Origin of the sequence: Brevundimonas diminuta 3F5N (assembly GCF_900163625.1) — a bacterium.
GTDB classification, from domain to species: Bacteria; Pseudomonadota; Alphaproteobacteria; order Caulobacterales; family Caulobacteraceae; genus Brevundimonas; species Brevundimonas diminuta_A.
The window spans coordinates 49,095-60,875 of the sequence record NZ_FUIE01000020.1 but is presented as its reverse complement, the minus strand read 5'-3'; the positions used below and the strand labels follow the sequence as shown (position 1 = coordinate 60,875).

The following is an 11,781-nucleotide window of genomic DNA, read 5'->3' as shown; positions in this document are numbered from 1 at the left end:
AGCGGCGGGCAACCTACCCTTTGCCGATTAGTGACGGGCGGATCGCCGCCCATTTCTCCGCGCAGGTATGTTGTTCCCATGACCGCCCCCTTGTTCAAGGGCGTGATCACCGCCCTGATCACACCTCTTCGTGACGGAAACGTGGACGAGGCCGCTTTCAAGCGCCTGTTGGAACGTCAAATCGCCGCTGGAGTTCACGGCGTCGTGCCGATGGGCACTACGGGCGAGAGCGCTACCCTGCACCTGGACGAACACAAGCGCGTGGTCGAACAGTGCGTCGAGATCGCCGCCGGGCGCATCCGCGTCATCGCCGGCGCCGGGGCGTCCGCGACGGACAAGGCGATCGAGCTGACCCGCTTCGCTAAGACGGTCGGCGCCGACGGCACCCTGGTCGTCACCCCCTATTACAACCGCCCGTCGCAGGCCGGGATGCACGCGCATTTCGAAGCCGTGGCCGATGCCGTGCAACTGCCGATCCTGCTGTACAACGTGCCGGGACGCACGGGCGTGGACCTGTCGAACGAGACGGTTGCGGCCCTGTCGGCGCACTCGAACATCGTCGGCATCAAGGACGCGACCGGCGACGTGGCGAGGGCCAGTTGGATGCGCGCCAACATCGACGGCGCGTTCGACCTGATCTCGGGCGATGATTCCAGCTACCTGGGCTATGCGGCCCACGGCGGCGTCGGCGTCATATCGGTGACGTCGAACGTCGCGCCCGAGGCGATGGTCGCACTGTATGACGCCATCCAGGCCGGCGACTTCGCCGCCGCCCGGTCGTGGCAGGAACGGCTGATCGGTCTGCACAAGGCGCTGTTCCTCGACAATTCGCCGTCGCCTACCAAATACGCCTTGGCCAAGCTGGGTCTGTGCACGGAAGAGGTTCGTCTGCCGCTGTCGCTGACAGCCGACGCCGTGAAGCCTGCGATCGACCAGGCGCTGGCCGAGGCCGGGGTCGCCTGATGGCAGCAGACGCGCCGAAACAGAAGACGATCGCCGAAAACCGACGCGCGCGCTTCGATTACTTCCTTGAGGATCATATCGAGGCCGGGATCCAACTGCTGGGCACCGAGATCAAGGCGCTGCGCGACGGTCGGGCCAACATCGCCGAAAGCTACGTCTCACCCGAGGGGCGCGAGATGGTGCTGATCAACGCCGACATTCCGCCTTACAAGATGGCGAACCGCTTCAATCACGAGCCGCGCCGCCATCGGAAGCTGCTGCTGCATCGCAAGCAGATCGACAAGCTGATCGGCGCCGTTCAGCGCGACGGCCGCACCATTGTGCCGGTGCGCCTGTATCTGAACGAGGCAGGCAAGGCGAAGCTGGAAATCGCCTTGGCCAAGGGCAAGAAGCTGCACGACAAGCGCGAGACTTCGGCTGAGCGCGACTGGCAGCGCGACAAGGCGCGCCTGCTGCGCGACAAGGGATAAGTGCAGTTCCGCTTTGCGCGCCGCGCGACGCGCGATAAACGACGGAACATGGGGCGCGTCTTGCGGAGTTCATGGTGAAGATAGCCGAACGCTGGTTCGTCATGGCGGGCGTGGCCCTGCTGGGCGCCATCGCCGTGGCCGGGGTGGTGGTGGCGATCTACGCCGCCTGGGTCTTGCACGACATGCCGGACGCCTCAGAGCTGGCGGATTATCGCCCGGCGACGGCGACGCGCGTCTATGCCGAGGACGGCACCCTGATCGGCGAGTTCTCGGATCAGCGCCGAATCTACGTCACCTATGACCAAGTGCCGCAGACGGTCGTTCACGCCTTCTTGGCGGCCGAGGATCAGAACTTCTTCAGTCACGGCGGCATCGACGTGTCCGGCATCGGTCGGGCCATGTTCAAGAACGTCTTCAACGTGCTGTCCGGGCGTCGCCTGGAGGGCGGTTCGACCATCACCCAGCAGGTGGCCAAGAACGTCCTGCTGACCAGCGAGACCAGCCTGAACCGCAAGCTTAAGGAAGCGGTGTTGTCCAGCCGTCTGGAAGCGACGCTGAGCAAGGAACAGATCCTCGAGCTGTATCTGAACGAAATCTACCTGGGCTATCGCTCCTACGGCGTGGCCTCGGCGGCCTATAACTATTTCGGCAAGTCGCTGGATCAGCTGACGCCGGACGAGGCGGCCTTCCTGGCGGCCCTGCCGAAGGGTCCGACCAACTATCACCCCAAACGCTATCCCGAGGCCGCGCTGGGCCGCCGGAACTGGGTGCTGGGCGAGATGGCCGACAACAAATGGCTGTCGGACGAACAGTTGCAGATTGCTCTGGCCCGTCCGCTGAGCACCCGTTCGGCGCCGCGTCGCGCCGAATACGCTGACGCCGACTTCTTTGTGGAAGAGGCGCGTCGTCGCGCCATCGCTCTGTTCGGCCAGGAAGAGGTCAACCGTGGCGGTTATTACCTGCGCACCACCCTGGATCCGCAGCTGCAATCGGCGGCGCGCGACGCCCTGATGCGCGGCCTTGAGGACTATGACCGTCGTCACGGCTGGCGCGGCGCGTGGGGCACGACCGACTTCGCCGAGGGCTGGCAGGCCGAAGCACAGAAACGGACGACCCCGCCCGAGCGTCGCTCGTGGCAGGCCGCCGCCGTCGAGAACGTCAGCGGCGGCGCGATTCGCGTTCGCACGGCCAAGGACGATCAGACAGGCACGCTGCGCGCTGCCGACGTGACATGGTCCAACGCAGGACGTCGCCCGCTGAAGCGTGGCGATCTGATTTTTGTCGAGCGTCAGGGCGGCCAATTCGCCCTGAAGCAGGTGCCGGCCGTCAACGGCGCCCTGGTCGCCATCGAGCCGCAGTCGGGTCGCGTCCTGGCGATGGTCGGCGGCTATTCCTACGCCTTGTCAAGCTTCAACCGCGCGACCCAGGCCCGCCGCCAGCCCGGCTCGGCCTATAAGCCCTTCGTCTATGCGGCGGCGCTGGAAGGCGACTTCACGCCTGCCTCGATCGTTCTGGACGCGCCGATCAGCTTCCCGGGCGGCCCCGGCGGCCGCGCCTGGACGCCCCAGAACTACAGCCGCCAGTTCTACGGCCCGCAAAGCTTGCGTCGCGGCCTCGAATTGTCTCGCAACGTCATGACCGTGCGTCTGGCCCAGGCGGTGGGCATGAGGAACGTCGTCGACCTGTCGAAGAAGATGGGCGTGGTGGACGACATGTCGCCGAACCTGGCCATGTCGCTGGGCGCCGGTGAAACGACGCCGTACCGCATCACGGCCGCCTATGCCGCCTTCGTCAACGGTGGGCGCCGGGTCGATCCCTATCTGATCGAACTGGCCCAAGACCGGAACGGCCAGACCATCCATCGCGCCGACCGTCGCCAATGCCGCGACTGCGGCCGAGGCTTCAGCGGCCAGGAATCGCCGCGTCTGCAGGACCGCGGAACCCAGGTGATCGACCCGATCACCGCCTATCAGATGAGCTCCATGCTGGAGGGCGTGATCCAGCGCGGCACCGGCGCCCGCGCCCGCGGTCTGGGCCGCTGGGTCGGGGGCAAGACGGGCACGACCAATGAATACCGCTCGGCCTGGTTCGTCGGCTTCTCGGCTGACATCGTCGTCGGCGTCTTCGTCGGCTTCGACGACAACCGCTCGCTGGGCGGGGGCGAGGCGGGGGCCTCGACCGCCGTGCCGATCTTCATCGATTTCATGGAAGACGCTCTGAAGGAACGTCCCGCGCGTCCCTTCGTGAAGCCGAAGAACGCCATCTTCCGCACCGTGAACGGCATCGAGGAAGCCTTCCGGCCCGGCACCGAGCGCCAGTTGCGTGAAGAAGCGCCGCGTCCGGCTGCGCCGGAAGGACCGCAGAACTACTACGAGGTCATTCGTCGCGAGCAGGAAGCGAAGTCTCAGGCTCCCGCGCCGGTCGCGCCGCCGCCGGTGGCGCCGCCGCCGCCCAAGAAGCAGCCGGCTGAGGACTTGAGCGACCTCTACTGACCCTCTAGGTAAGCCCACCACCCGGCGCGCCTGTCATCAGGCGCGCCGTTTCACCCTATATCGCGGAGATTGCGATGAGACCGGATGTCGAGGCCATGAAGGCCGACATCGAGCAGAGCGTCGCTCTGCTCAGGAGGCGACTTTGACTGGGATGTCGCTCTAAGAAAGCTCGATGAGCTGAACGCGCGGGTCGAGGATCCGACGCTGTGGGACAATCCCGAACAAGCCCAGGCCGTCAGCCGCGAACGCTCGCGCCTGGAAGCCCAGGTCAACGCCGTCAAGGAAATGGAGCAGGGTCTCGAAGACGGGATCATGCTGGCCGACATGGCCGACGAGGAGGGCGATGAAGCCACCCTCGAGGACGCGCGCGAGCAGTTGAAGGCCATCAAGGAACGCGCCGCCCGCGCCGAACTTGAAGCCCTGCTGTCCGGCGAGGCCGACGGCAATGACGCCTATCTGGAAATCAACTCCGGCGCCGGCGGCACCGAGTCCAACGACTGGGCCGGGATGCTGATGCGGATGTACAGCCGCTGGGCCCGCGCCCACGGTTACGAGGTCACGATCGAGGCCGAGGAACAGGGCGAACAGGCGGGCATCAAGTCCGCGACCCTGCAGATCGCCGGGCCGAACGCCTATGGCTGGCTGAAGTCGGAATCGGGCGTTCACCGCCTGGTCCGTATCAGCCCCTATGACGCGGCGGCCAAGCGTCACACCAGCTTCGCCTCCATCGGGGTGTCGCCGGTCGTGGACGATACGATCGAGATCGACATCAACCCGTCGGATGTGCGCACCGACACCTATCGCGCGTCCGGCGCCGGCGGTCAGCACATCAACAAGACGGACTCGGCCGTGCGTTTGACGCACATTCCGACCAATACGGTCGTGGCTTGCCAGGCCGGTCGTTCGCAGCACCAGAACCGCGAACAGGCCTGGAAGATGCTGCGGGCGCGTCTGTACGAGCTGGAGCTTCAGAAACGTGAGGCTGCGGCTCAGGCTCTCGCCGACGCCAAGACGGACATCGGTTGGGGCCACCAGATCCGATCCTATGTCCTGCAGCCGTATCAGATGGTGAAGGACCTGCGGACCGAGGTTGAGACCTCGGACACGCAAGGGGTTCTGGACGGCGACCTGGATCCGTTCATGGGCGCCGCGCTTGCGGCTCGCGTGGGCGAGACCCGCGAGGGCTGATCCAGCCGCCAGACCGACGCATAAAAAAGGGCGGCCTTCGCGGGCCGCCCTTTCTCGTTTCCGTCCGCCGCGACGATCAGGCGGCGGGCTTGGCTTCGACTTTGGCGTCCGCCTTGGCGGGAGCGGGCTTCTCGGCAGGAGCGGGGCCTTCCAGCATATTGGCGCCCGGCGTGTCGCGCTTGGCCTGGGTGCAGCGGCCCTGGAACCAGGCGCCCTGTTCGATCGAAAGCTGTTCCTGCGTGATGTCGCCCTCGACGCGCGAGGTGGCGAACAGCTTGACCTGCTTGGCGACGATGGCGCCCGAGACGCGGCCGCGCACCTCAAGGATATCGGCGTGGACCGTGCCCTCGACCGCGCCGCCTTCGCCGATCACCACGCGCACCACGCGGATGTCGCCCTTGAGCGAGCCGTCGACCTGAAGCTCGCCCGCGCCGGATATGTTGCCTTCATATTTCACGCCCGCCGACAGGGTCGACAGGCTGGACGATCGCGCGGCGGGACGCGGCGGCTCGGGCGTCCGCACAGGCGCAGCAGCGATCGGAGCTGCGGGTGCGGGTGTCGGCTTGGCCGGTTCCGGCGGCGTCGGAATGCCCAGGCCGCTCGAAGTACTGTTGTCGAGGGGTTTGTTCTTGTTGAACATCTATACTCTCCGCGTCACGCCGGGACGACCGGCGTTTGGTCAATGTCAGCCCCTGAGGATACAATCCCTGACAATACTTAGGGGGGGCTGAGGCGGAGAGGTCAAGCGGGGCCTTCCGAACCCCGCTCGCCGATCAGAGCGCTTCGACGGCGGCCAGCACCTCTTCGGCGTGCCCCTTCACCTTGACGTTCCGCCAGGCGCGACGGACCACGCCCTGGCCGTCGATCAGGAAGGTGGCGCGCTCGATGCCCATGTATTCGCGGCCGTAGAGCTTCTTCAGCACCCACACGCCCCAGGCTTCGGTGACCACGCCGTCCTCGTCCGAGCCGAGCACGACCTTCAGGTCATGTTTGGCCTTGAAGCGGTCCAGCTTCTTCACCGCATCGCGCGATACGCCGATCACCACGGCGTTCGCCGCCGAGAACCGGTCGGTCAGCGCCGAGAAGTCCTGCCCCTCGGTCGTGCAGCCGGGCGTATCGGCCTTGGGGTAGAAGTAGAGGACGATCGTCTTTCCCTTCAGCCCGTCCAGCGACACGCGCCCGCCGCCGTCGGTCGCTAGGTCAAAAGCTGGTGCAGGGGTGTTTTCGGTGATGTCGGTCACAGGTCTCTCCTTACACCGGCCGCACCAGCACCAGCTTCTTCTTGCCGGCGCCGAGTTTCAGCACGCCGTCGGCGTTCAGATCGGCTTCTTCGATCAGGCGGGCGCCGTCATTGACGACCTCGTCGTTCAGGCGGAGGCCGCCGCCCTGGGCCAGGCGACGGGCCTCGCCGTTGGAGGCGCTGAGGCCCGCCTTGGTCGTCACGGCGGCGATCATGGCGCCGATCACCTCATCCTTCGGCAGTTCGATCGTCGGCAGGTCGGCCGACAGCTGGCCCTTCTCGAAGGCGGCCTCGGCGGCGGCGCGCGCGGTCTTGGCGGCCTCGGCGCCGTGCAGCATGGAGGTGGTGGCGTCAGCCAGCGCCTTCTTGGCGTCGTTGATCTCGGCGCCTTCCAGCGCCTCATAACGCTCGATCTGATCCAGCGGCAGGTCGGTGAACAGGCGCATGAAGCGGCCCACGTCGCCGTCTTCGGTGTTGCGCCAGTACTGCCAGTAGTCGAACGGCGCCAGGGCGTCGGCGTTCAGCCACACGGCGCCGCCGACCGTCTTGCCCATCTTCTGGCCTGACGCGGTGGACAGCAGGGGCGTGGTCAGGCCGAAGGCGGCCTTCTGGTCCACCTTGCGGGTCAGTTCGACGCCGTTGATGATGTTGCCCCACTGGTCCGAGCCGCCCATCTGCAGATTGCAGCCGTAGCGACGGTTCAGTTCCAGGAAGTCCGTCGCCTGCATCAGCATGTAGTTGAACTCGAGGAAGGTCAGCGGCTGCTCGCGTTCCAGGCGCAGCTTGACCGAGTCGAAGCTCAGCATGCGATTGACGGTGAAGTGCGTGCCGTAGTCACGCAGGAATTGCAGGTAGCCAAGTTTGGACAGCCACTCGTCGTTGTCGAGCATCAGCGCGTCGCTGGGGCCGTCGCCGAAGGTCAGGAATTTCTCGAACACGCTTTTGATGCCGGCGATGTTCTCGGCGATTTTTTCCTCGGTCAGCAGGGGGCGCTGGGTGTCCTTGAACGAAGGGTCGCCGACCTTGGTCGTGCCGCCGCCCATCAGGACGATCGGCTTGTGTCCGGCCTGCTGAAGGCGGCGCAACAGCATGATCTGCGTCAGGTGGCCGACGTGCAGCGACGGCGCCGTCGCATCGAAACCGATATAACCCGTAACCACGCCCGTCGCCGCCGCTTCGTCCAGTTCGGTCGGGTGCGTGATCTGATGGATATAGCCACGCGCCTTCATCAGACGCAGGAAGTCTGACTTGAAGGCGGTTTCGGAAACGGTTTGGGGCGTTGTCTCGGTCATGGTCGGGTCCGTAACATCAGAACCGGCGGCCGTCTTCCGAGGAATAATGCCGCCGAGGGAGGGGCGGCAAGGATCGCGGCCGCTCTACGAGTAGAGACCGTAGTAATAGGCGGCGAAAAGGGCCGGTTGCGCGATCATGGGCGCTAGCTACGTCGCGCCCGACGTGGCAGTCAAGCCGCTATGACGACCTCCTCGAAAAAGACCCTTCGCGTGCTCGGCTTCATGACCGGCACCTCGCTGGACGCTGTGGACATGGCGGTGATCGAGACGGATGGCCACGACATCCTGGCTTTTGGTCCCGCTGGCGAGATGAAGCTGGACGGCGAAACGCGCGCCCTCATCGAGGACGCGATCGACGACGCTTTCGACTGGGAACGCGACGAGGAAGAACCCGACAGCTTCGAGGACGCCCGCATGGCGGTGGCCGACGCGCATCTGGCCGCTGCGCTCGGCTTCATGGCGGTGAATGGGGTGAAGTCCAGCGCGCTGGATCTGGTCGGCGTCCATGGCCAGACGGTGCTGCACGAGGCGCCGACGCTGGACAAGCCGGGCCGCACGGTCCAGTTGATCGACGCCGCCAGCGTGGCCGAAGGCCTGGGCGTGCCAACGGCCTTTGACTTCCGCAGCGCCGACGTGGCGGCGGGCGGGCAGGGTGCGCCGTTGGCGCCTGTCTATCACGCGGCGCTTGTGCGCAAGGCGGGGATGCCGGGCCCGGTCGCCGTGCTGAATCTGGGAGGGGTCGGCAACATCACCTTGATCCGTGCTGATGGCGAACTGGAGGCCTTCGACACCGGCCCGGCCAACGGCATGGTCGATCTGTTGGTCCAGTCGCGGATGAAGAAGCGGATGGATGAGGGCGGTCGTCTGGCGGCGGCGGGGGTCGTCGATCAGGCCATGCTGGACGCCTATCTGGCCCATCCCTACTTCGCCGCGATTGGGCCGAAGTCGCTGGACCGTTTCGACTTCTCACTGGATCCGGTGGCGGAGCTGTCGCTGGAGGACGCCGCCGCCACTCTGACCGCCTTTGCGGCTCAGGCCGTGGCGCTGGGCGTTTCGCGCTGTTCGGAACAGCCGAAGGAGATCGTCGTCTGCGGCGGCGGTCGACACAACCCCGTGCTGCTGGTCGCCATTCGCGAGCGTGTCGGCGTCCCTGTTTCGACGGCCGAAGACAAGGGGTGGCGCGGAGACTCCATCGAGGCCGAGGCCTTCGCCTTCCTGGCCGCGCGCTGTCGTCTGGGCTTGCCGATCAGCTTCCCCGGCACGACAGGCGTCCCGACGCCTATGACCGGCGGCCAAATCGTCGAGCCGGGTGCGGAATAGTGGCGGCGTCATCGCGCTTCTGGGGCATCGCCAGCGGCCTTGCCGCGGGCGCCCTGTGGGGGTTGGTCTTCCTGGCGCCGAAGGTCGTGCCGGAGGCCTCGCCCCTGCTGCTGACGGCCGGACGCTATCTCGCCTATGGCCTGATCGCAGTCCTGCTGATCGCGCCGCGTTGGCGGCGGGTGACGGCGGCTCTGACGCGCAAGGCGTGGGGCGCCCTGGTCTGGCTGAGCTTGGCGGGAAATCTGGTCTATTTCGCCTTTCTGGTGGTCGGGGTGCATTACGCAGGCGTCGCGGCCTCGGCCCTGATCGTCGGCATGGTGCCTGTGGTGGTGGCCCTGTGGGGCCTGCGGGACAAGGACTCGCCGCCGCTGTCGCGCGTGGCGCCGCCTATCGCCGTGGCGGCGCTGGCCGTCGGCCTGATTGGCTGGGAGTCGCTCAGCCAGGGCGGCGGCGCGGCGGCGCAAAGCGGCTCCGCGACCTTGATCGGGCTTGGCTGCGCCATTGCGGCCTTGTTGTCCTGGACCGCCTTCGCTGTCGGCAACAGCCGCTGGATGGGGCGCTTGCCTGATGTCACCCCGCATGAGTGGTCGCTGTTGACCGGCGTGGTCACGGGCGCATTGGCGCTGCTGCTGGTCATTCCGTCGCTGTTCATGCTGGGCGGCATGACGGATGACGCCTGGCTGCGCCTCATCGGGGTCAGCGCGGGCGTGGCGATCTTCGCCTCGGTCATCGGCAACGCCTTCTGGAACCAGGCCAGCCGCCTGCTGCCGCTGACCATGCTGGGCCAGATGATCGTGTCGGAGACTCTGTTCGCCTTCATCTACGGCTTCATCTGGGAGCAGCGCGGCCCGACCGTGATCGAGATCGTCGCCATGATCCTGATGATCGTCAGCGTCGTCTGGTGCGTCCGCGCTCACCGTCCGGCGGCTGTGGCGGCGGCGGAAGGCGAGCATTAGGCAACGCTCGCCGTCTCTAGGCGTTGACCTAGAGCGGACCGGGCCCCTCTGGCGACCCTTCATCGCGATGTCGGCCGCGTCGTTTGAAACGGCTCGCGAAGGCGTCGATGGAACTGTTGCTGCTGGAGTGGTTGGGCAAGCCCGTCTGGATGTGGGCCGGCTTCCTGACAATCGTCATCGCCCTGCTGGCGCTGGACCTGGGGCTGTTCAACCGGCGTGATCATGAGATCGGGGTGCGCGAGAGCCTGGGGCTGTCGGCCTTCTATATCGCCGTTGCCCTGGCCTTTGGGGCATGGCTGTGGTCGTGGCTTGGGGCGGATAGCGCGGTCGAATATCTGACCGCCTATGCCGTCGAGAAAAGCTTGGCGATGGACAATGTCTTCGTTATCGCCTTGATCTTCAGCGCCTTTTCCGTGCCGCGTCTCTATCAGCACCGGGTGCTGTTCTGGGGCGTGCTAGGCGTCATCGTCCTGAGGGCGATTATGATCGGCGGCGGGGCCGTGCTGGTCGCCCGTTATCACTGGGTGCTGTACTTGTTCGCCGGCTTTCTGATCCTCACGGGCGTGAAGATGTTCTTTGCGCGCGGCGAGGAAGCGGACATCGCCGATAATGCGCTGCTGAAGTGGTTCCGACGACGGATGCGGGTGACAAACGACCTGCACGGTCACGCCTTCTTCGTCCGAACGCACAGTCGTTCGGGCGAGATGAAGTTGCACGCCACGCCGCTGTTCCTGGCCCTCGTGACGATCGAGATCGCTGACGTGATCTTCGCCGTGGACTCCGTCCCGGCGGTCTTCGCCATCACGACGGACGCCTATGTCGTCTACACGTCCAACATCTTCGCCATATTGGGGTTGAGGGCGCTCTATTTCGCCCTGGCGGCGGTGATCCACCGCTTCGCCTATTTGAAGCAGGCGTTGGCTGTCCTGCTGGTCTTCATCGGCGCCAAGGTGTTCGCGGCGCCCCTGCTGGGGATCGAGAAGGTGCCGCCCCCTGTCTCACTATCGGTGACGGCGGCGATCCTGGCGACGGGGGTGGCCTGGTCCCTGTGGCGGACCCGCGCGGAGGTTGGACCTCCGCGCTGATCGTCAGGATGTCAGGCCGGCTTTTCGGCCAGACGCTTGTCCAGGTAGGCCCCGACGCGGCGCTCGACGGCGCCGATGTGGTCCTGCCAGAAGTGGGTCGCGCCTTCTTCCAGCTCGTAGTCGATGACGATGCCCTTCTGGGTGCGCAGCTTGTTGACCACGCGCTCGACTTCGGCCGGAGGCACTACGGTGTCGGCCGTGCCGTGCAGGAACAGGCCCGAGGCCGGGCAGGGGGCCAGGAAGCTGAAGTCATAGATGTTCGAGGGCGGCGACACCGAGATGAAGCCGTCCGTCTCGGGGCGGCGCATCAGCAACTGCATGCCGATGTAGGCGCCGAACTGATAGCCGGCGACCCAGGTCTGGGTGGCGGCGGGGTTGTTGGCCTGCAGCCAGTCCAGAGCGGTGGCCGCGTCGGCCAGTTCGCCGATGCCGCTGTCGAACTCGCCCTGGGACTTGCCCACGCCGCGCGAGTTGTAGCGCAGGGTGGCGAACCCACGCTGCACGAACAGTTGGTGCATCGTCAGGGCGACCGGGTTGTTCATATGCCCGCCCGCCTTGGGGTGGGGGTGCAGGATCAGGGCGATCGGCGCGTCGGGGCGCTTGCCGGGCGAATAGCGGCCTTCGATACGGCCAGAGGCGCCGGGCAGGATGACTTCAGGCATGGATCGCGATCCCTACAATCAATAGAGGTTTCGCCGGACGGATAATACTTGACCGGGGAGGTAGGACTTTCTAAGTCCCCGGTGCGTGACGCACTCGCCAGCGAGGCCGGGGG

The 11,781-nt window shown here is 66.1% G+C and carries 11 protein-coding genes; 7 read left to right on the top strand and 4 right to left on the bottom strand.

Annotation, left to right across the window (positions count from 1 at the left end; translation table 11 throughout):
• Nucleotides 1-78: 78 nt before the first annotated feature.
• From dapA to prfB, 4 genes are all read left to right on the top strand, one after another.
• A complete protein-coding gene (gene dapA / locus FM111_RS03680; protein WP_087139380.1) occupies nt 79-963 on the top strand; it encodes a 4-hydroxy-tetrahydrodipicolinate synthase in 885 nt (294 codons plus the stop codon).
• Nucleotides 963-1,433 carry an SsrA-binding protein SmpB gene (smpB, locus tag FM111_RS03675; RefSeq protein WP_087139379.1) on the top strand — a complete coding sequence of 157 codons (471 nt, stop codon included), beginning with the start codon at nt 963-965 and terminating at the stop codon, nt 1,431-1,433. The genes dapA and smpB overlap by 1 nt, the downstream gene beginning before the upstream one ends.
• Before the next feature lie 71 nt (nt 1,434-1,504).
• Entirely contained in the window at nt 1,505-3,925 is a 2,421-nt protein-coding gene (locus FM111_RS03670) for a penicillin-binding protein 1A (protein ID WP_087139378.1), read from the top strand.
• A gap of 74 nt (nt 3,926-3,999) precedes the next feature.
• Nucleotides 4,000-5,113 (top strand): peptide chain release factor 2 gene (gene prfB, locus FM111_RS03665; protein ID WP_143276040.1). Its coding sequence is split into 2 segments (ribosomal slippage): nt 4,000-4,068 and nt 4,070-5,113, totalling 1,113 coding nucleotides; the frame shifts between segments, so codons are not numbered across the junction.
• Nucleotides 5,114-5,189: 76 nt separating this feature from the next.
• On the opposite strand, the gene FM111_RS03660 is transcribed toward prfB, so the two are convergent.
• From FM111_RS03660 to tyrS, 3 genes are all read right to left on the bottom strand, one after another.
• Complete coding sequence (locus FM111_RS03660; protein ID WP_087139377.1) at nt 5,190-5,753, bottom strand: bactofilin family protein; 564 nt, start codon at nt 5,751-5,753, stop codon at nt 5,190-5,192.
• A 133-nt stretch (nt 5,754-5,886) separates the two neighbouring features.
• Nucleotides 5,887-6,354 (bottom strand): peroxiredoxin, encoded by a 468-nt coding sequence (locus tag FM111_RS03655; RefSeq protein WP_087139376.1) that lies wholly within the window; start codon nt 6,352-6,354, stop codon nt 5,887-5,889.
• A gap of 10 nt (nt 6,355-6,364) precedes the next feature.
• Nucleotides 6,365-7,645, bottom strand: a complete 1,281-nt coding sequence (gene tyrS / locus FM111_RS03650) for a tyrosine--tRNA ligase (protein ID WP_087139375.1) — start codon at nt 7,643-7,645, stop codon at nt 6,365-6,367.
• A gap of 180 nt (nt 7,646-7,825) precedes the next feature.
• On the opposite strand from tyrS, the gene FM111_RS03645 reads away from it, so the two are divergent.
• From FM111_RS03645 to FM111_RS03635, 3 genes are all read left to right on the top strand, one after another.
• Complete coding sequence (locus tag FM111_RS03645; RefSeq protein WP_087139374.1) at nt 7,826-8,965, top strand: anhydro-N-acetylmuramic acid kinase; 1,140 nt, start codon at nt 7,826-7,828, stop codon at nt 8,963-8,965.
• A complete protein-coding gene (locus FM111_RS03640; RefSeq protein WP_087139373.1) occupies nt 8,965-9,921 on the top strand; it encodes a DMT family transporter in 957 nt (318 codons plus the stop codon). Before FM111_RS03645 ends, FM111_RS03640 begins: the two co-directional genes overlap by 1 nt.
• A gap of 107 nt (nt 9,922-10,028) precedes the next feature.
• A complete protein-coding gene (locus FM111_RS03635) occupies nt 10,029-11,006 on the top strand; it encodes a TerC family protein (RefSeq protein WP_087139372.1) in 978 nt (325 codons plus the stop codon).
• Nucleotides 11,007-11,017: 11 nt separating this feature from the next.
• Here the strand turns inward: FM111_RS03635 and FM111_RS03630 are convergent, their stop codons facing one another.
• Entirely contained in the window at nt 11,018-11,668 is a 651-nt protein-coding gene (locus FM111_RS03630; protein WP_003164840.1) for an alpha/beta hydrolase, read from the bottom strand.
• Nucleotides 11,669-11,781 lie beyond the last annotated feature (113 nt).